At 61.1% G+C, this 18249-nt stretch carries 19 protein-coding genes; 12 read left to right on the forward strand and 7 right to left on the reverse strand.

What is annotated here, in order from left to right; genetic code table 11:
- Window positions 1-29: 29 nt before the first annotated feature.
- From WBK23_RS07785 to WBK23_RS07805, 5 genes are read left to right on the forward strand one after another with little or no spacing between them, the layout of a single operon-like run.
- The gene (locus WBK23_RS07785) at window positions 30-932 is read left to right on the forward strand and encodes a heme/hemin ABC transporter substrate-binding protein (RefSeq protein WP_424483411.1); all 903 of its coding nucleotides are present in this window, start codon (window positions 30-32) and stop codon (window positions 930-932) included.
- Window positions 929-1966: a FecCD family ABC transporter permease gene (locus WBK23_RS07790; protein WP_424483412.1), complete on the forward strand. Its 1038-nt coding sequence runs from the start codon at window positions 929-931 to the stop codon at window positions 1964-1966. Before WBK23_RS07785 ends, WBK23_RS07790 begins: the two co-directional genes overlap by 4 nt.
- Window positions 1966-2733, forward strand: coding sequence for a heme ABC transporter ATP-binding protein (locus WBK23_RS07795; RefSeq protein WP_424483413.1), 768 nt, complete (start codon window positions 1966-1968; stop codon window positions 2731-2733). The genes WBK23_RS07790 and WBK23_RS07795 overlap by 1 nt, the downstream gene beginning before the upstream one ends.
- 10 nt (window positions 2734-2743) lie before the next feature.
- A complete protein-coding gene (locus tag WBK23_RS07800; RefSeq protein WP_424483414.1) occupies window positions 2744-3625 on the forward strand; it encodes a ChaN family lipoprotein in 882 nt (293 codons plus the stop codon).
- Between the two features lie 54 nt (window positions 3626-3679).
- Complete coding sequence (locus WBK23_RS07805; RefSeq protein WP_424483415.1) at window positions 3680-4087, forward strand: nuclear transport factor 2 family protein; 408 nt, start codon at window positions 3680-3682, stop codon at window positions 4085-4087.
- Between the two features lie 281 nt (window positions 4088-4368).
- On the opposite strand, the gene WBK23_RS07810 is transcribed toward WBK23_RS07805, so the two are convergent.
- The 5 genes from WBK23_RS07810 to WBK23_RS07830 form a co-directional block, all read right to left on the reverse strand.
- The gene (locus WBK23_RS07810) at window positions 4369-5169 is read right to left on the reverse strand and encodes a Crp/Fnr family transcriptional regulator (RefSeq protein ID WP_424483416.1); all 801 of its coding nucleotides are present in this window, start codon (window positions 5167-5169) and stop codon (window positions 4369-4371) included.
- A 106-nt stretch (window positions 5170-5275) separates the two neighbouring features.
- Window positions 5276-5548, reverse strand: coding sequence for a TfoX/Sxy family protein (locus tag WBK23_RS07815; protein WP_424483417.1), 273 nt, complete (start codon window positions 5546-5548; stop codon window positions 5276-5278).
- Between the two features lie 39 nt (window positions 5549-5587).
- Window positions 5588-6337, reverse strand: a complete 750-nt coding sequence (locus WBK23_RS07820; protein ID WP_424483418.1) for a class I SAM-dependent methyltransferase — start codon at window positions 6335-6337, stop codon at window positions 5588-5590.
- 2 nt (window positions 6338-6339) lie between these two features.
- Entirely contained in the window at window positions 6340-6684 is a 345-nt protein-coding gene (locus WBK23_RS07825; RefSeq protein WP_424483419.1) for a pentapeptide repeat-containing protein, read from the reverse strand.
- 73 nt (window positions 6685-6757) lie between these two features.
- Window positions 6758-8320, reverse strand: a complete 1563-nt coding sequence (locus WBK23_RS07830; RefSeq protein ID WP_424483420.1) for an AAA family ATPase — start codon at window positions 8318-8320, stop codon at window positions 6758-6760.
- A gap of 117 nt (window positions 8321-8437) precedes the next feature.
- On the opposite strand from WBK23_RS07830, the gene mrcB reads away from it, so the two are divergent.
- The 3 genes from mrcB to WBK23_RS07845 are packed head-to-tail and all read left to right on the forward strand — an operon-like array spanning window position 8438 to window position 11799.
- Window positions 8438-10756: a penicillin-binding protein 1B gene (gene mrcB, locus WBK23_RS07835; protein ID WP_424483421.1), complete on the forward strand. Its 2319-nt coding sequence runs from the start codon at window positions 8438-8440 to the stop codon at window positions 10754-10756.
- Between the two features lie 15 nt (window positions 10757-10771).
- Window positions 10772-11470: a tetratricopeptide repeat protein gene (locus WBK23_RS07840; RefSeq protein ID WP_424483422.1), complete on the forward strand. Its 699-nt coding sequence runs from the start codon at window positions 10772-10774 to the stop codon at window positions 11468-11470.
- The gene (locus WBK23_RS07845) at window positions 11470-11799 is read left to right on the forward strand and encodes a YqcC family protein (RefSeq protein ID WP_424483423.1); all 330 of its coding nucleotides are present in this window, start codon (window positions 11470-11472) and stop codon (window positions 11797-11799) included. The genes WBK23_RS07840 and WBK23_RS07845 overlap by 1 nt, the downstream gene beginning before the upstream one ends.
- Before the next feature lie 15 nt (window positions 11800-11814).
- Here the strand turns inward: WBK23_RS07845 and WBK23_RS07850 are convergent, their stop codons facing one another.
- Complete coding sequence (locus WBK23_RS07850) at window positions 11815-12258, reverse strand: DUF4124 domain-containing protein (protein WP_424483424.1); 444 nt, start codon at window positions 12256-12258, stop codon at window positions 11815-11817.
- 407 nt (window positions 12259-12665) lie between these two features.
- On the opposite strand from WBK23_RS07850, the gene WBK23_RS07855 reads away from it, so the two are divergent.
- Together WBK23_RS07855 and ilvN are read left to right on the forward strand one after the other, a co-directional pair.
- On the forward strand, window positions 12666-14390 hold the full coding sequence (locus tag WBK23_RS07855) for an acetolactate synthase 3 large subunit (protein ID WP_424483425.1): 1725 nt from the start codon (window positions 12666-12668) through the stop codon (window positions 14388-14390).
- Between the two features lie 2 nt (window positions 14391-14392).
- Entirely contained in the window at window positions 14393-14884 is a 492-nt protein-coding gene (gene ilvN / locus WBK23_RS07860; protein WP_274086156.1) for an acetolactate synthase small subunit, read from the forward strand.
- Between the two features lie 88 nt (window positions 14885-14972).
- Here the strand turns inward: ilvN and ilvY are convergent, their stop codons facing one another.
- Window positions 14973-15854, reverse strand: a complete 882-nt coding sequence (gene ilvY / locus WBK23_RS07865; protein WP_424483426.1) for an HTH-type transcriptional activator IlvY — start codon at window positions 15852-15854, stop codon at window positions 14973-14975.
- Between the two features lie 125 nt (window positions 15855-15979).
- On the opposite strand from ilvY, the gene ilvC reads away from it, so the two are divergent.
- Window positions 15980-16996, forward strand: coding sequence for a ketol-acid reductoisomerase (ilvC, locus tag WBK23_RS07870; RefSeq protein WP_424483427.1), 1017 nt, complete (start codon window positions 15980-15982; stop codon window positions 16994-16996).
- Between the two features lie 156 nt (window positions 16997-17152).
- On the forward strand, window positions 17153-17965 hold the full coding sequence (gene pssA, locus WBK23_RS07875; protein WP_424483428.1) for a CDP-diacylglycerol--serine O-phosphatidyltransferase: 813 nt from the start codon (window positions 17153-17155) through the stop codon (window positions 17963-17965).
- Window positions 17966-18249: the final 284 nt, after the last annotated feature.

An 18249-nucleotide genomic window follows, 5' to 3' on the forward strand; every position in this document is an offset into this window, starting at 1 on the left:
AGGCAGTCGAATTGTTGCAGAGGCCAACCATGAAACACCTTAGTTCTGTGCTCGCGTTGTGCGTGGGCCTGTTGTCTGGCGCGTCTGCGGTTAGCGCGGCGGAGCCGTTGCCGCAGCGTTGGGTGAGTGCCGGTGGGGCGCTGACCGAGTGGGTGGTGGTGTTGGGCGGGGAGAGCAAGCTGGTCGGGGTGGACAGTACCAGTCAGCACCCGGCGTCGTTGCGCGGCCTGCCGAGTATTGGCTACCAGCGTCAGTTGGCGGCTGAAGGCATGCTGACCCTGCGTCCTGATGTGCTGCTGGGCAGCGAAGAAATAGGCCCACCCCCGGTGCTGGCGCAACTGCGCGGTGCCGGCGTGCGGATTGAGACGCTCTCGGCCAAGCCCGACTTGCAGACGTTGCAGGTGAGCTTGCAGCGCATTGGCGCGCTGTTGGGTGACGAAGCGCGCGCCAGCCGTGAGTTTGCCGCGTACCAGCAGCGCTTGCAGGCGCAGGCCGCTTGGCTCAAACAGGCGCAGCAGAGCCAATCGGCACCACGGGTGTTGCTGTTGCTCGGCAATGCTGGTGGCAACCCGATGGCGGCGGGCAAGGACACTTCCGCGGATTGGCTGATCAAACAGGCCGGTGGCCACAACCTGGCCGAGCACAGTGGCTACAAGGCGTTGTCCAGCGAAGCCCTGCTGGCGCTCGACCCTGAGGTGGTGCTGATTGCCGACCGCAGCCTGGATGGCGATGCGGCACGGCAAGCCCTGCTCAAGCAGAACCCGGCGCTGGCGGCCACCCGCGCGGCGCGTGAACAGCGCTTGCTGGCGCTGGATCCGACGCTGCTGGTGGGTGGTCTTGGGCCGCGCTTGCCCGCCGGGCTGGCGGTCGTGTCCGCAGCCTTTTATCCTGCCAGCCAACCCTTGGTCGCCGAAGCCCAGCCCACGCCATGAATCCTGTTATTCGACCGCGCTCACTGTTTATCGCACTGAGCCTGCTGCTGGCGCTCGCGCTCTGGTTATCCCTGGCCCTGGGGCCGGTCAGCCTGCCGCTGACCGACACGCTCAAGGCGGCATTACGCCTGCTTGGCCTGCCTGTGGCGGGTGAAGAACTGGCCCAGGCCGAACTGATACTCGGCCAGATCCGTCTGCCGCGGACCTTGCTCGGCTTACTGGTGGGCGCGGTGCTGGCGCTGTGCGGGGTGGCGATGCAGGGCTTGTTCCGTAACCCACTGGCCGACCCGGGATTGATCGGTGTCTCCAGTGGCGCGGCCCTGGGCGCGGCGATTGCGATTGTCGGCGGCGCGGCGCTTGGCGGTATTCCGGATGCCTTCGCGCCTTATCTGTTGTCGCTGTTTGCCTTTGTCGGTGGCCTCGGCGTCACGGCGCTGGTCTATTACCTGGGCCGGCGTGATGGTGAAACCAATGTAGCGACCATGCTGCTGGCTGGTATCGCGCTGACCGCGCTGGCGGGTGCGGCCATCGGCCTGTTTACCTACCTGGCCGATGACGCCACCTTGCGCACCCTGACGTTCTGGAACCTGGGCAGCCTCAATGGTGCCAGTTACGCGCGCCTGTGGCCGTTGCTGCTGGTGACGGCAGCGGTGGCATTGTGGCTGCCACGGCGGGCCAAGGCGTTGAATGCCTTGCTGCTTGGCGAGTCCGAGGCCCGGCATCTGGGCTTTTCGGTGGAACGAATCAAGCGTGAGCTGGTGTTCTGCACGGCGCTGGGGGTTGGTGCGGCCGTTGCGGCGGCGGGGATGATCGGCTTTATCGGCCTGGTGGTGCCGCATCTGGTGCGCCTGCTGGTCGGCCCGGATCATCGCGTGCTGCTGCCGGCTTCCGCACTGGCCGGGGCCAGCTTGCTTTTGCTGGCGGACCTGGCGGCGCGGCTGGTGCTGGCACCGGCCGAGTTGCCGATCGGCATCGTCACGGCGCTGATTGGCGCGCCGTTCTTCCTTTATCTGCTGTTGCGGGGGCGTACCTGATGCTGCGCGCGGAAAATCTGGCGGTACAGCGCGGCCCCTGCACGGTCTTGGCGGATATCGACTTGGAATTGCGCCCGGGCGAAGTGCTGGGCGTATTGGGCCCCAACGGCGCGGGCAAGAGCACCTTGCTCGGCGCCTTGTGTGGCGAGTTGCAGCCAAGCCACGGCGAAGTCTGGCTGGATCAGCGCCGCTTGCGCGATTGGCAGGGCAGTGAGCGGGCGCAGCGGCTGGCGGTATTGCCGCAAACCTCGACGCTGAACTTTGCCTTTCGCGTCGAGGAAGTGGTCGGCATGGGCCGTCTGCCCCATGCCAGCGGCCGCGTACGCGACGCGCAGATCATCAAGCAGGCGCTGGAAGCGGCGGATGCCTTGCACCTGGCCGGGCGCAGCTACCTGGCGTTGTCCGGTGGCGAGCGTCAGCGCGTGCATCTGGCGCGGGTTCTGGCGCAGCTGTGGCCGGGTGGCGAGGGGCAGATTTTGCTGCTCGACGAGCCGACCTCGATGCTCGACCCGCTGCATCAGCACACCACGTTGCAGGCCACGCGGCGCTTTGTCGAACAGGGCGCGGCGGTGTTGGTAATCCTGCATGACCTCAACCTGGCCGCACGCTATTGCGACCGTCTGTTGCTGCTCAATGGCGGCCGTCCGCAGGCGTTGGGTAGCCCGCAACAGGTGTTGCAGGCCGAACCACTGCAGGCGGTGTTCGGCCTGGAAGTGCTGGTGCAGCAGCATCCGGAACGGGGTCATCCTTTAATCGTTGCTCGTTAAGGTTTTGTTTATGCGTATTGCGTTGTTATTGCTGGTGGCGCTGCTCAGCGCTTGTCAGGCGTCGTTGCCGGCATTGCCGGCCTGGCAGAGCCCCGTGGGGCTGGAACATGCTGAGTTGGGGCAGATTGTCGAGTTGCGCAGCGGCGCGCGGTTAACCCCGCAGCAGCTGCTCGAGCGGCTGTCTGCCGCGCCGCGGGTATTGGTTGGCGAGCGCCACGACAACCCGGATCACCATGCCTTGCAGCTCTGGTTGCTGCGCACGTTGCCGACGCAGCGTGAGCAGGGCAGCCTGCTGCTGGAAATGCTTACCCCGGACCAGCAGGCTCGGGTCGATCAGCAGCGTGTTGCCAGCGCGGCCGGGCAGGAGTCGCCTGATCTGCTCAACGCCCTGGCCTGGCAACGTGGCTGGGCCTGGTCGCTGTACGGGCCGCTGGTGCGGCATGCCTTGGCGCAGCCTTATCCGTTGCTGGCGGCCAATCTCGATCGCAGTGAAATCATGCGCATCTACGCCCAGGTGCCAACGCTGGAGGGCAAGGCGTCCACGGCACAGCCGGTGCGTGAGGCTTTAGCCGTGCAGATCCGCGAATCGCACTGCAACCTGCTGCCGGAAAGCCAGCTGCCGGCCATGCTGGCGGTGCAGCAGCAGCGTGATCGGCGCATGGCCGAGGCGGTACTGGCAGCGCCGCAGCCGAGCCTGCTGTTCGCCGGGGCCTTCCATGTCCGCCGTGATCTGGGTGTGCCGCTGCACTTGGCCGATCTGGGCGGGGCGGACGGTACTCAGGTACTGATCCTCGCGGAAGTCGGTGAGACGGTCAGCGCCGCGAGCGCCGATTATGTCTGGTACACGCCGGCGCAGCCTGAGCAGGATCACTGCGCAAAACTGCGACCCTAGCCCGATCTGCAATCAGCCGAGCAGGTAGTCTGCGGTTTTTGCCGGAGACTACCGATGCCTGCCGCTGCCCATGCCCTGCTGACCCGCTACTTCAATACCCTCAACGAGCGCGACAGCCGCGCCTGCCTGGCGCTGCTCAGCGCCGATGTGCAACTGGATATCAACCAGGGCCCGCGTGAGCAGGGCCTGCAAGCCTTTGCCGACTACCTGCAGCGCACCCAGCGTTGCTACCGGGAAAGCATCGATAACCTGCAGATTCTCACCGAGCCAAGCGGCCAGCGCGCCGCCTGCGAATTCACCCTGAGCGGTGAATACCTGAGCACCGATGATGGCCTGCCGGACGCCTGTGGTCAGAGCTATCAGCTGCAGGCGGCAAATTTCTTCGAGATTCGTGACGGCAAGATCTGCCGGGTCAGCCAGCACTTCAATCTGCCGGACTGGCTGGCGCAGGTCGATTACTAAGCCATCGCCTACCGTTAGGCTCTTTTCTATAGATAAAAAAAGACCCGGCAAGAGCCGGGTCAATAACCGTGATTAGCCTGATGAGGAGATAATCTGAAGAGGCCGACTGAAGGTCTCTTAAGCTTATCGGCTGATCTCGCGACCAGTTGTGATAATAATAACAATTCTCATTTTCAAGTCAACGGTCTTTTCAAACTTTTTTGCTCGCCGTGATATCGGCAGATAACGCCAGAAACAACGAACCCGACGCGAGGTCGGGTTCGGGTGTGGCCAGGCGTTGTTCAGGACACGTCGGCGGGCAGACGCAGCTGGGTGACTTCCTTGTTCAGCAGGTCAATACGCTTGGCCATGCTCTCGATCAGGCTGTGAGCAATCCGCGGGTTGCTTTGCATCAGGCTGAGGAATTGCTCTTTCGGGATCACCATGACCGTGCATGGCTCGCTGGCCAGCACCGTGGCGCTGCGTTTCTCGCGAGTGAATACGGCCATTGCGCCGAAAATTTCGTCTTTCTGTACATCGCCGACCTTATGCCCGTCGACATAGGCCTCGGCATGGCCTTCGATAATGATAAACACGTTGTCGGCAACATCGCCCTGATGAATCAGCTCTTCGCCGGCAGCAAAGTGCTGGAAACCGGTCGAGGGGCGGATTTCCGGCTGCTTCAGGCGAGCCAGGGCATCGGACAGCAGGGCGGTGTGGCCGATCAGGTACTGGATAAACAGTTCCTGACGCTGCTCGCTGGCGTAGATGTGCTTGAACACTTCGCTGCGCGAATAGGGGATCAGGCTCAGCTGCTCTTCGCTGCTGTAACGGCAGCTCGGCATGTCCAGGCCCTGGCGCAGGCCAACCAGATCGCCTTCTTGCAGGTAGAACAGCGGACGCTCATCGACCAGCGCATGCAGCAAGCCGTTCTCGATGATGAAGAGTTGATTGCCCGGCAGCGCGAGTGCCAGATCTTCGGCCCGCTCCAGTTGCAGAGACGGACCTGTGGGTGCGAGCCCCTCAAGCAGCTGGGTGGGGATGCTTTGCAGTCGGTTGATCAGCTGATCGGCGTAGGCCGGTTGCTCCCCGAGTAAATACATGAGCGAATTTCCTTGAACTGGCTGGGCATACTAAACCGCACGAACTTCCCTAAAACAATAGTTGCCAGCGTGCCTCAGGTAAATCAAAAGGCTGAGAGGTTGTGAGCTAGCTCTTGTTGTGGTGCGCACTTTCGTCGAGCTGGCCATTAAGCTCGGCTTTGTGCCCTGGCGGCAACTCATTCCAGTGCACATCCAGCAGCGCGCCCTCAATTGCATACAAAAGCACCTTGGAGGCCCTGAATCCCCGTGCTCGCACCGCCCGGTACGCACTGACCGCGCCCAGCCGGCGCAGGTCATTGGCGCTGTGGATACCGACGGCGTGCAACCACTGGGCCGAGGTTTTGCCGAGGTTCTTCAGGTGTTGCAGTTCATCGTTCATCAAGCCACCTTGCGCTGCTCTAGAGGTGTGCAAATGGAGTCACTTTGGCGTGCCTGCCAGAAAGTGTAGCGGCCAGCGGACAAAACGTGGCTGTTTGGCATCACCCCAGGCCTGGCGCAGGCTGGGCGTAAGGTGCAGCAGTGGATCCACGCCGTTTTGCTGCTCATAGCGCTGCACCGCCGACCAGGTGCGCAGGTAACCCAGCAGTTGCTCCAGCGACCAACTCACTTCGATCGCGAAGGGTGGCAGGCTGAGCGGGTTGAACGGGTGACTGATGTCGCGGTAGCCGGCATCGACACTGGCGCGGCCCAGTGGCCAGTAGCCATTCAAGGTCTGCGCATAAAACACATCGATCAGCGCATCCAGTTCACTGTCGATCCGCATCAGGCTGTAACACCAGGCGCAGAACACTCCGCCGGGCTTGAGCAGGCGGGTGACTTCGGCAAAGAAGGCCGGTGTGGCGAACCAGTGCAGGGCCTGGGCTACCACGATCAGGTCAAGGCTGTGGTCGGCCAAGGGTTGCGCCTGTGCCTCGGCGACAAACAATGCCAAGTCTTGGCTATCCGGGTTGGCGAGCAGTTGCTCGACGCTGGCGTCGCAAGCCAGCACCTGCGCGAAGAGCCCCAGCAGCGGGCGGCTGGCTTGGCCATTACCGCAGGCAATATCCAGCGCCCGCTGGCGCTCCGGGCATTGTGCGGCGAGCCAGGCGAACAGATCGTCAGGGTAATGCGGGCGAAAACTGGCATAGGCGTCGGCGCGGGCGCCAAACAGCCGGCTGATTTCGCTCATGTTCAGCGGGTGCGGTAGCGCAGGCGGGTGCCGAAATTGACCGACATGAGGATTTCGTCGGCGCTCAGTTCCACCGGGAAGTAGGCCCCGGAAATCTGTGCATGGGCCAGGCTGGCACCTTCCAGTTGGGCATTGCGCAGGTCGAGGCCGCGCAAGTCGGTGCCGCGAAAGTAGGCGTTGGTGAAGTTGATGCCTTGGGCGTCCAGGGCGCGCAGGTCGAGGCCGCGGAAGTCGCCGTCAGTCAGGTCGACTGCTGCGTCTTTGGGCTTTTGCGCATTGAATGCAGAGATGTTCTCGTTACGAATCAGGACGTACAGCGGGTTGTCGAGTTGTCGGGGCTGACTCATGGGGTGTCTCCGCGTGGGTTCACCGCCAGTATAGAAGCCGCGGCGCGCTCTGCTCGCGCCGCGGTTGGCCGGTTTACAGGCCGGGGAGGCGCTGGCGTATGCGCGCGATCAGGCTGTCCAGGCTGGCGCTTTCGTGGGTGTCTACACGCTTGCTGTGCAGCAGCTCATCGGCACTCAGCGCCTCGCGGCTGGCTTGCTGGGCGCGTACGACGTCCATGGTGGCGTCGGACGGGTCGCTGCCGGCGGCTTTGCGTTGCTCCAGCCAGCTGGCGATCACGTCGTCGGGGGCGCTGCACTCCAGAATCAGGAAGGGCGCGCCGCAGGCTTCGGCAACTTGGCTGGCCGCTTCGCGCTGGGCCTGCTTGAGGTAAGTGGCGTCGATTACCACCGGGAAACCAGCGTGCAGCGCCGCTTCTGCCAGTTGATGCAGGCGCTGGTAAGTCGCGGCGCTGGCGTCCTGGGTGTAGATGCCGGCGCTCAATTGGCCGCGATTGGCCGCAGTCTGCTCACCGAACAGGCGCTTGCGCTCTACATCCGAGCGCAGGCGGATCGCCCCGAGTGCTTCGACCAGGCGCATGGCCACGTGGCTTTTGCCGACGGCGGAAACACCGTGGGTAATGGCCAGGAAGTTCGATGGAATGGCGCTGTAGCTTTCCGCCAGGTTGGCGTAGTTGCGGTATTGACGCAGGGTGACGGCTTTTTCCACTGCATCGGTCTGGTGGGCCAGGCTGAACAGTGCGACTTTGGCGCGTACCAGGGCGCGGTAGGCCTTGTAGAAGTTCAGCAGCTCCAGCGCCGGGTAATCACCGGTGTGCTCCAGCCAGGCGTTGACGAAGCGCCAGGCGTGCGCCTTGAGGCCGCGGTCTTCCAGGTCCATGGCAAGGAAGGCGGCGTCCGAGGCGATATCGATCAGGCGGAAGGGTTCGTTGAATTCGATGCAGTCAAACAGTACGACCTGGCCATCCAGCAGGGTCGTGTTGCCCAGGTGGATGTCGCCGTGGCATTCGCGGATTGAGCCATTGGCGGCGCGGGTGGCCAGCAGCGGCTCGAGGCGGCTGAAGCTGGCTTCGGTCCAAGCCTGCAGGGCGTCGAGCTGGAGCAGGTCGGTCGCGTCGCTAAGCATGGGGCGGATCTGTTCGAAGTTCTGTCGCATCGGTGCCACGATCGCCGTCGGCGAACACAGCTCATGGCTGCTAGGTACCGCTGGGGTCAGGGCGTGGAAGTCGGCAATCTGCTTGGCCAGGGCGTCGATATGCGCCTCGCTCAGCTCACCGCGGGCCTGTACTTCGCTGAGCAGCTGGCTCTGCGGGAACTGGCGCATCTTCAGCGCGTATTCGATGGCAACACCGCTACCACCTAACTGCGGAGCATCGGCGCTGCCATTGATCGACAGCACTTCCAGGTACAGGCCCTGGGTCAGGCGCTGGTTGAGGCGCAGTTCTTCCTTGCAGAAGTGTTCGCGGGCGTTCAGTTCGGTGAAGTCGAGAAAGCCGAAATTCACCGGTTTTTTGACCTTGTAAGCGAAGGGGCCGGTGAGTATCACCCAGGAAATATGGGTTTCGATGACCTGGAATTGCTCCACCGGATGCGGGTAGAGGGCCGGGTTTTGCAGTGCGGCGATCAGGGCTTGGCTCACGGGCGATCCTTGGCTTGCGTACAAATAAGAGGCGGCCATTATGGCCGCTTGGGTCCCGTCTGCAAACCGCTGCGGTGGCCTGCTGGCAAGTGGGCAAAGTGCGTATAATGCCGCGCCATGACTCGTACCCGATCTTCCCGTCCCCATTCAAAACGCCGTTCTGGCGGTATGCGCCCCTGGTTGGGCTGGGCTATCAAGCTCAGTCTGGTTGGCCTGGTGGTGCTCGCCGTGTTTGCGGTTTATCTCGATGCCGTGGTGCAGGAGAAGTTCTCCGGCAAGCGCTGGACCGTGCCGGCCAAGGTGTATGCGCGGCCGCTGGAGCTGTTCGTCGGACAGAAGCTGACCAAGGACGACTTCCTCAAGGAACTCGATGCCCTGGGCTATCGCCGCGAAAGCGCGGTGGCGGGCCCAGGCGGCGTGTCGGTGGCCGGCAACAATATCGAACTGCATTCGCGCGGGTTCCAGTTCTATGACAGCACCGAGCCTTCGCAGCGAGTGCGCGTGCGCTTTTCCGGCGACTACGTTGCCGGCCTGAACCAGGCCGGCGGTGGCAACCTGGCGGTGGCGCGCCTGGAACCTCTGCTGATTGGTGGCCTGTACCCGGCGCACCAGGAAGACCGCGTGCTGATCAAGCTGGATCAGGTGCCGCCGTATCTGGTGGAAACCCTGGTGGCGGTCGAGGATCGCGAGTTTTTCAATCACTTCGGCGTCTCGCCCAAGGGCATCGCCCGTGCGGTGTGGATCAACGCCACGGCCGGCCAGTTGCGTCAGGGCGGCAGTACCCTGACCCAGCAGTTGGTGAAGAACTTCTACCTGACCAACGAGCGCAGCCTGTCGCGCAAGGCCACCGAGGCCATGATGGCAGTGCTGCTGGAGTTGCATTACGACAAGCAGGACATTCTCGAGGCCTACCTCAACGAGGTATTCCTCGGTCAGGACGGCCAGCGCGCGGTGCATGGTTTCGGCCTGGCCAGCCAGTACTTCTTCAGCCAGCCATTGTCCGAGCTGAAGCTCGATCAGGTGGCGTTGCTGGTGGGGATGGTCAAGGGGCCGACCTATTACAACCCGCGACGTAATCCCGAGCGGGCGCTGGAGCGGCGCAACCTGGTGCTGGATGTCGTGGCCGAGCTGGGTGTTGCCAGCGCGGAGGAGGTTGCTGCCGCCAAACAGAAACCGCTGGGCATCACCCAGCGTGGCAGCCTGGCGGACAGTTCCTTCCCGGCCTTCCTCGACCTGGTCAAGCGCCAGTTGCGCGCCGATTACCGCGAGGAAGACTTGACCGAAGAGGGGCTGCGCATCTTCACCAGCTTCGATCCGATTCTCCAGCTCAAGGCCGAGAGCGCCCTGACGGACTCCCTGAAACGCCTGTCCGGGCGCAAGGGTGTGGACGAAGTCGAGGCCGGGATGGTGGTGACCAGCCCCGAGAGTGGTGAGGTCCAGGCTCTGATCGGCAGCCGTCAGCCGCGCTTCGCCGGCTTCAACCGGGCCCTGGATGCGGTGCGGCCGATTGGTTCGTTGATCAAACCGGCGATCTATCTGACGGCGCTGGAGCGGCCCAGCCAGTACACCCTGACCAGCTTGCTGGAAGACCAGCCGTTCTCCATCAAGGGGGCGAATGGCCAGGTCTGGAGCCCGCAGAACTATGACCGCAAGGCCCATGGCACGATTTACCTGTACCAGGGGCTGGTCAATTCCTACAACCTGTCCACGGCCAAGCTGGGCCTGGAAATGGGCGTGCCTGAGGTGCTCAAGACCCTTGAACGACTGGGTGTCGAGCAGGACTGGCCGGCCTATCCGTCGATGTTGCTGGGGGCTGGTGGGCTCAGTCCGATGGCGGTGGCGAACATGTATCAGACCCTCGCCAATGGTGGTTTCAATACTCCGTTGCGGGGCATCCGCAACGTGCTGACGGCTGAGGGTGAGCCGCTCAAGCGCTACCCGTTCCAGATTCAGCAGCGGTTTGACAGTGGCGCGATTTACCTGTTGCAGAACGCCATGCAGCGCACCATGTCAGAAGGCACCGGACGCTCGGTTTACAACCAGTTGCCGCGTTCGCTGGCGCTGGCGGGCAAGACCGGTACCAGTAACGACTCGCGTGACAGCTGGTTCGCCGGGTTTAGCCAGGATGTGCTGGCGGTGGTGTGGTTGGGGCGTGATGACAATGGGCCGACGCCGCTGACCGGTGCGACCGGTGCGTTGCAGGTGTGGACCGACTTTATGCGCAAGGCCGATCCGCTGCCGCTGGACATGCCGGTGCCGGATAATATCGTGCAGGCCTGGGTCGATGCTCACAGCGGGCAGGGCTCCGATCCGAGTTGTCCGAATGCAGTACAGATGCCGTATATTCGCGGCAGTCAGCCCGTCGCGGGGCCGGCCTGTGGTATTCAGGCACCGGCCGCTGAAGTGATGGACTGGGTGCGTGGCTGGTTGGATTAAGTGAGAGGGTGTGCAGTGAATAAGTGGTTGATTCCAGCTTTGACGGCTTCGCTGGCGCTGAGCGGCTGTAGCAGCGTGCCGCGCGGTTCGATTCCGGTGGTCGATGGCGGCTCTACGGTGGCTGGCGCGCAGTCTGGTGCGCAGGGCGGCTATGGTGGTCAGGCGGCTCAACCGCAAGCCTTGCCGGAAGAGTCCGGGGTGGTGGTGATGGTGCCGGGTGGGGGTGGTAGTTCTGCGCCGATCCAATCGTTCCCGGCCGGTAATGCGCCGCTGGATACCGGTACCAGCAGTCAGCCTTGGAGCAGCACCGCTCCGGTTGCGCCACAGGGCGGCTATTCCGCGCCGGCTCCAAGTGGTATTCCAAGTAGTGGCCTGGCCGTGGATGAACAGCTGGATGGGCCAGTACTGGCCTTGCTGACCACCGCGCAGCAACAGCAAGGCGGTGGCGATCTGAATGGTGCCGCTTCTAGTCTGGAGCGTGCCCAGCGTATTGCGCCACGTGAGCCACAAGTGCTCTACCGTCTGGCCGAGGTTCGTCTGGCTCAGGGCGATGCCGCGCAAGCCGAGCAGTTCGCCCGTCGTGGCCTGAGCTATGCCAGTGGTCGTCCGGCCTTGCAGGCCAGCCTGTGGAACCTGATTGCCCAGGCCCGTGAGCGTCAAGGCGATGCCGCGGGTGCCGCGCAGGCTCGTGAGCAGGCGCGGGTTAGCCTCTGATGGATGCGCGTGTGCCGGTGTTGGCCGAACAGTTGCTGCTGATTGAGCGGGAGCTGCGTGTACAGGGCTGGTGGCAGGCGCAAGCGCCCAGCGTCGAGGCACTGTCCAGCCAGGAGCCGTTCTGCGTCGATACGCTGGCGTTCGAGCAATGGCTGCAGTGGATATTTTTGCCGCGGATGAAGCAGCTGCTGGAAACCGGCGCTGCACTGCCCTGCGTGTCTGGAATTCAGCCGATGGCTGAGCAGGTATACGGCGGGCAGATAGAGAAGGCGAGGGCGCTGATCAAACTGCTGGGTGAATTTGATCAGCTGATCATTGGCGCGACCTGAGTCGCGCCAAGCGGTTTACTTGCAGTTGTCGGCAATCGCCTTCTGCGCTTCGGCAATGCGACTTTGCCGCTCTTCTTCGCTCAATCGACGTACTTCACCGTCTACTTCGGTGCGTAACCGCGGGTTGTTTTCCAGCTGCGAGAGGTTGGTGCGCACATCTTCGCAGTACTTCTTGCGTTCAGTTTCCTTGGCAGCAACCTCCTGCTTGACCTTCTCGTCGATGGCCGCCTGTTCGGGGTCGGCAATGCTCTCGAAGGTTGGGGCGGCCTTCGGCGCTTCGGTTGGGGCCGGTTTGGGTGGCGGTGTAGCAGTGTTGACGCTGGTGGCTTGCTGGCCTTGCGGCGGTTGCGCGCCGAAGTGAGTCACGCCTTGCGCGTCAACCCACTTGTAAACCTGGCTGGCCATGGCGGTTGCGCTCATGGCGAGCAGCAAGCTGCTGGTGATAATCATGCGGCGCATGCTGTTTCCTTATGTTGAGCTGCGATACCTAGTGACTACTATAACCAAAATGTTCGAATCGTCATCCTGCGCTGCGTCACAGCAGAAGATTGCAGATTCGCTCACGGATTACTTGACTTGGCGGTGAGGAATCCGAACAATTCCACGTTCGCTGTAGTGGAGTCCGCCGCAAGCAGGCTTTAGCTCAGCAGACATGAGGCGCATACCCGCGCCGACCTGTTACACCCGCAACGCGTTACCTCGCGCTGGGTGGGAAAACCCCGCAACACTTTGGGGCATTCCCAATACTTGCTCAGTAGTAGCTGACGTAGTCGGCGACCACCGTCGCTCATGCTCTGCTGGCAGTAAACCTATCTTAGGCCGCCCTCCTTGTTGGGCGGTTTTCTGGCGTTTTAGAGGTGAACAACGTGGAGCTTTTATCCGGCGCTGAAATGATCGTCCGCTTTTTGCGTGACGAAGGCGTTAAGAACATCTATGGGTACCCGGGCGGTGCCCTGCTGCATGTCTACGATGCCCTGTTCAAAGAACCGGAAGTTCAGCACGTCCTGGTTCGTCATGAGCAAGCAGCAACTCATATGGCTGACGGTTATGCCCGTGCCACCGGTAAAGCCGGTGTGGTGCTGGTAACGTCCGGCCCTGGCGCAACCAATGCCATCACCGGCATTGCCACCGCCTATATGGACTCCATTCCGATGGTGGTGTTGTCGGGCCAGGTGCCGAGCACCATGGTCGGCACCGATGCCTTCCAGGAAACCGACATGATCGGTATCTCCCGGCCGATCGTGAAGCACAGCTTTATGATCAAGCACGCCTCGGAAATCCCGGAAGTCCTGAAGAAAGCCTTCTATCTGGCGCAATCCGGCCGTCCAGGCCCGGTGGTGGTGGATATTCCGAAGGACATGACCAACCCGGCTGAGAAGTTCGAGTACGTCTATCCGAAGAAGGTCAAGCTGCGTTCTTACAGCCCAGCTCTGCGCGGTCACTCCGGGCAGATCCGCAAAGCGGCTGAATTGCTGCTGATGGCCAAGCGCCCAGTTATCTATTCCGGTGGTGGCGTGATCATGGGTGGCGCTGCAGCGCCGCTGACCGAGCTGGCGCAGATGCTCAACCTGCCGGTCACCAATACCCTGATGGGCTTGGGTGGCTATCCGGGTACCGACCGTCAGTTCCTCGGCATGCTCGGTATGCACGGCAGCTACACCGCCAACCTGGCAATGCACCACGCCGATGTGATCCTGGCGGTTGGCGCGCGTTTCGATGACCGGGTGATCAACGGCGCGAGCAAGTTCTGCCCGAACGCCAAGATCATCCACGTCGATATCGATCCGGCTTCCATCTCCAAGACCATCAAGGCCGATATCCCAATCGTCGGTCCGGTTGATAGCGTGATGACTGAGATGGTCGCGATCCTTAAAGAGATCGGCGAGCAGCTGAACAAGGAAGCGTTGTCGAGTTGGTGGAAGCAGATCGAAGAGTGGCGCGGTGGTCGCATCATGTTCCCTTACGACAAGGGCGACGGCAGCATCATCAAGCCGCAAACCGTGATCGAAACCCTGTCCGAAGTCACCGGTGGCGACGCCTTCGTGACCTCTGATGTGGGCCAGCACCAGATGTTTGCGGCGCAGTACTACCGCTTCAACAAGCCGAACCGTTGGATCAACTCCGGCGGCCTGGGCACCATGGGTTTTGGTTTCCCTGCGGCCATGGGCGTCAAGCTGAGCTTCCCGGATGACGAAGTTGCCTGTGTGACCGGTGAAGGCAGCATCCAGATGAACATCCAGGAGCTCTCCACCTGCCTGCAGTACGGTTTGCCGGTGAAGATCGTCAACCTGAACAACGGCGCGCTGGGTATGGTGCGCCAGTGGCAGGACATGAACTACGGTAGCCGTCACTCGCACTCCTATATGGAGTCGTTGCCGGACTTCGTCAAGCTGGCCGAGGCCTATGGCCATGTCGGCATGCGCATCACTGATCTGAAAGACCTGAAACCGAAGATGGAAGAGGCCTTCGCGATGAAAGATCGCCTGGTGTTCCTCGATATCCAGGTTGATACCAGTGAGCACGTCTACCCGATGCAGATCAAAGACGGTGCAATGCGCGATATGTGGCTGAGCAAGACGGAGCGTACCTAATCATGCGACACATTATTTCCCTGCTGCTGGAAAACGAGCCCGGCGCACTGTCCCGCGTGGTCGGTCTGTTCTCGCAGCGCAACTACAACATCGAAAGCCTGACCGTGGCACCAACCGAAGACCCGACCCTGTCGCGTTTGACGTTGACCACTGTGGGTCATGATGAGGTGATTGAGCAGATCACCAAGAACCTCAACAAGCTGGTTGAAGTGGTCAAGCTGGTCGATCTGTCGGAAAGCGCTCACGTCGAGCGCGAGCTGATGCTGGTCAAGGTCAAGGCCACCGGCGCTCAGCGCGCCGAGGTCAAGCGCACTACCGACATCTTCCGTGGGCAGATCGTCGATGTGACCAGCAGCGTCTACACCATTCAGTTGGCCGGCACGAGCGACAAGCTGGACAGTTTTATCCAGGCCGTCGGCACTGCGTCGATCCTGGAGACCGTGCGCAGTGGTGTTACCGGCATTGCTCGCGGCGACAAGGTGCTGAGCATCTGATTGCGTTGTACTGATTAAACGAAAAGCCCTTGGGGAGATATCCCTGAGGGCTTTTTGCATTTCGGGGTCAGCGGCTCGCTGCCGGCATTTAGCGTTGGCGATTCCAGAAGGCGTTGATCAGCGGATCTTTAAGGCGTTTCTCCAGCGCAAATAGGCCGATGTCATAGGCGGTTAACGGCGGCTGGATATCGTAGATGCGGATGCGCGCGGTCAGTGGGCTGTTGTCGAGGACGATTTGCGGCACCACGCCGATACCAAAGCCCAGGCTCACCATGCTTACGATGGCTTCGTTACCGCTTACCTGCGCATAAATGCGCGGTTTGATGTTGTGGCTTTTCAGCCACAGGTCGGTTCGGGTGCGGGCGAGGCCTTCTTCCGAGAGGATCATCGGCACGTCCCGCCAGCTCTCCGCTGTGGGGTGCCTAAGCTGTTCTTCGCTCAATAGCTGAGGTGACTGCGGGCCAATAAAGCACAGCTCTGAGCGGGCTATCGATTGAAACGCGACGCCGGCTGGCAAGCTGTCGGGGCGGGCGCCGATGGCCAGGTCTTCCAGTCCTTCCTGCACGCGCTCCACGGCTTTGGCCGCGTCGCCGGTGTGCAGCTTCATTTCAATGCGTGGGTAATCCTGGCGAAAGCTGCTCAAGATGTCATAGAGGAAGCTGTAGCTGGCCGTTACCGAGCAATACAGGGATAGCTCCCCGTGCAGGATTAACTGATCCTGTTTGAAGGTCTGGCGAATGGCTTGCAAGCCGTTTATGACCTCGCTCGCATACTCGCGGAACTGTTGGCCCTCGCGGGTCAGGCGCACTGAGCGGTTGTCGCGCAGAAACAGCGGCGCGCCGAGTTCGTCCTCAAGCTGCTTGATGCTGCGGCTGAGTGCGGAAGGGCTGATATGCTGCTCGCGGCTGGTTTTGCCGAAGTGCAGGTGGTCGGCCAAAGAGAGAAAGAGTTTGAGTGCGTGGCTATCCATAATCGTTTCAGTTATCGGCATGTTATGTTGCAAATATATCATTTTACGCAACGGGGCGGATCACTTAAGGTGTCTTCGTCGCGGTGCATGCACCCCATCCCTTTTCGATTAAAAGAGCCAAGAACATGAAAGTTTATTACGACAAAGACTGTGACCTCTCGATCATCCAGGGCAAGAAAGTTGCCATCATCGGTTACGGTTCCCAGGGCCACGCTCAAGCGTGCAACCTGAAAGACTCCGGCGTTGACGTGACTGTTGGCTTGCGTAAAGGCTCGGCCACCGTTGCCAAGGCTGAAGCCCACGGCCTGAAAGTGACTGACGTTGCTTCCGCCGTTGCTGCTGCCGATCTGGTCATGATCCTGACCCCGGACGAGTTCCAGTCTTCGCTGTACAAGAACGAAATCGAACCGAACATCAAGAAGGGCGCTACCCTGGCCTTCTCCCACGGCTTCGCCATCCACTACAACCAGGTTGTGCCGCGCGCCGACCTCGACGTGATCATGATCGCGCCGAAGGCTCCGGGCCACACCGTACGTACCGAGTTCGTCAAGGGCGGCGGTATTCCTGACCTGATCGCTGTTTACCAGGACGCGTCTGGCAACGCCAAAAACGTTGCGTTGTCCTACGCTTCGGGCGTTGGTGGCGGCCGTACCGGTATCATCGAAACCACTTTCAAAGACGAAACCGAAACCGACCTGTTCGGCGAGCAAGCCGTTCTGTGCGGCGGTACCGTTGAACTGGTCAAGGCTGGTTTCGAAACTCTGGTTGAAGCTGGCTACGCGCCGGAAATGGCCTACTTCGAGTGCCTGCACGAACTGAAGCTGATCGTTGACCTCATGTACGAAGGCGGTATTGCCAACATGAACTACTCGATCTCCAACAACGCCGAATACGGCGAGTACGTGACCGGTCCGGAAGTGATCAACGCCGAATCCCGTCAGGCTATGCGCAATGCTCTGAAGCGTATCCAGGACGGCGAGTACGCCAAGATGTTCATCAGCGAAGGTGCCACTGGCTACCCTTCGATGACCGCCAAGCGTCGTAACAACGCTGCTCACGGTATCGAAATTATTGGTGAGCAACTGCGCTCCATGATGCCGTGGATCGGTGCCAACAAGATCGTCGACAAAGCTAAGAACTAAGCGTTGTTGATGTGAGAAAAAACGCGGCCAAGGCCGCGTTTTTTCATGGTGCGGCAAGGCTTCTGGTATAAAGCCTGAGAGTTGCATGGCTGCTGACGTGAACCCTGATCGTCGGTGTCTGTCGAAATTTTCCAAATCCGTTGCAAGGTATTGTTCATGAATGAACGTCCAGATGAGCCGCAGTCTCCCGTCGACGCCGAAAGTTTGCTGCCAATCGATGAGCATATAGAAGAAGGGCATGACGCCGAAGGTCGCAAGGTCCGTCACCGCGGTATTTATCTGCTGCCCAACCTGTTTACTACAGCCAACCTGTTTGCCGGGTTCTACGCCATTATCAATGCCATGAACGGCAACTTCTATGTGGCGGCGGCTGCTGTGTTTGTTGCCATGGTGCTGGATGGCCTGGATGGGCGCGTGGCGCGTCTGACCAATACCCAAAGCGCCTTTGGTGCCGAGTATGACTCGCTGTCCGACATGGTCGCCTTCGGCGTGGCTCCCGCCTTGCTCGCGTTTGAGTGGGCGTTGGGCAGTATGGGTAAGGTCGGCTGGATGGTCGCCTTCATCTATGTAGCCGGTGCTGCGTTGCGTCTGGCGCGCTTCAATACGCAGATTGGCAGCGTCGATAAGCGCTACTTTATCGGCCTGGCTAGCCCGGCTGCTGCAGGTGTGGTGGCGGGTACGGTGTGGGCCTTCAGTGATTTCGGTATCAAGGGTTCGAATATGGCCTTTGTGGTTGCGATCCTGGTGGCGGCTGCCGGTATGCTGATGGTCAGTAATATCAAGTACAACAGCTTCAAGGATCTCGACCTGAAAGGGCGTGTGCCGTTTGTGGCGATCCTGGTGGTGGTGCTGGTGTTTGCCGTGGTGTTCAGTGATCCGCCGCGTATTCTGCTGATCATCTTCCTGGCTTACGCGGCCTCGGGGCCGATTCAGTACCTGCTGCGCCTGCGTCGCGGTAAAAGCGCCTAGTTACTGTGCGGTTGGTACGACAAAACCGTTGAAGCGTCAGCTTCAACGGCTTTGTCGTTTCTGCAGGCGGCGGGCAGGTGGTTTGCGTGGCTGCAGCCTTTGATTTCATGGGTATTGAAACAAAAGCATAACAATCGATTGACCTTCGTTCGGAAGTCCCTATAATTCGCGCCTCTTCCGGCGTAAGCGGCTCTTGAAACTTCTTATAAAACAAGAAGTTAGATTTAAAAGAGGGCTTGCAAAGCAGCGAAAGCTGCGTAGAATGCGCCGGGCTGGCAGGGTGG

The organism is Pseudomonas sp. (genome assembly GCF_049653025.1).
Taxonomy (GTDB): Bacteria; Pseudomonadota; Gammaproteobacteria; order Pseudomonadales; family Pseudomonadaceae; genus Aquipseudomonas.

Coding starts and splice junctions, on each gene's coding strand:
- WBK23_RS07785 (WP_424483411.1), top strand. CDS start 30: ATGAAACACCTTAGTTCTGTGCTCGCGTTGTGCGTGGGCCTGTTGTCT.
- pssA (WP_424483428.1), top strand. CDS start 17,153: ATGAATGAACGTCCAGATGAGCCGCAGTCTCCCGTCGACGCCGAAAGT.
- WBK23_RS07800 (WP_424483414.1), top strand. CDS start 2,744: ATGCGTATTGCGTTGTTATTGCTGGTGGCGCTGCTCAGCGCTTGTCAG.
- WBK23_RS07805 (WP_424483415.1), top strand. CDS start 3,680: ATGCCTGCCGCTGCCCATGCCCTGCTGACCCGCTACTTCAATACCCTC.
- mrcB (WP_424483421.1), top strand. CDS start 8,438: ATGACTCGTACCCGATCTTCCCGTCCCCATTCAAAACGCCGTTCTGGC.
- WBK23_RS07790 (WP_424483412.1), top strand. CDS start 929: ATGAATCCTGTTATTCGACCGCGCTCACTGTTTATCGCACTGAGCCTG.
- WBK23_RS07845 (WP_424483423.1), top strand. CDS start 11,470: ATGGATGCGCGTGTGCCGGTGTTGGCCGAACAGTTGCTGCTGATTGAG.
- WBK23_RS07810 (WP_424483416.1), bottom strand. CDS start 5,169: ATGTATTTACTCGGGGAGCAACCGGCCTACGCCGATCAGCTGATCAAC.
- WBK23_RS07820 (WP_424483418.1), bottom strand. CDS start 6,337: ATGAGCGAAATCAGCCGGCTGTTTGGCGCCCGCGCCGACGCCTATGCC.
- WBK23_RS07815 (WP_424483417.1), bottom strand. CDS start 5,548: ATGAACGATGAACTGCAACACCTGAAGAACCTCGGCAAAACCTCGGCC.
- WBK23_RS07825 (WP_424483419.1), bottom strand. CDS start 6,684: ATGAGTCAGCCCCGACAACTCGACAACCCGCTGTACGTCCTGATTCGT.
- ilvN (WP_274086156.1), top strand. CDS start 14,393: ATGCGACACATTATTTCCCTGCTGCTGGAAAACGAGCCCGGCGCACTG.
- ilvC (WP_424483427.1), top strand. CDS start 15,980: ATGAAAGTTTATTACGACAAAGACTGTGACCTCTCGATCATCCAGGGC.
- WBK23_RS07850 (WP_424483424.1), bottom strand. CDS start 12,258: ATGCGCCGCATGATTATCACCAGCAGCTTGCTGCTCGCCATGAGCGCA.
- WBK23_RS07795 (WP_424483413.1), top strand. CDS start 1,966: ATGCTGCGCGCGGAAAATCTGGCGGTACAGCGCGGCCCCTGCACGGTC.
- ilvY (WP_424483426.1), bottom strand. CDS start 15,854: ATGGATAGCCACGCACTCAAACTCTTTCTCTCTTTGGCCGACCACCTG.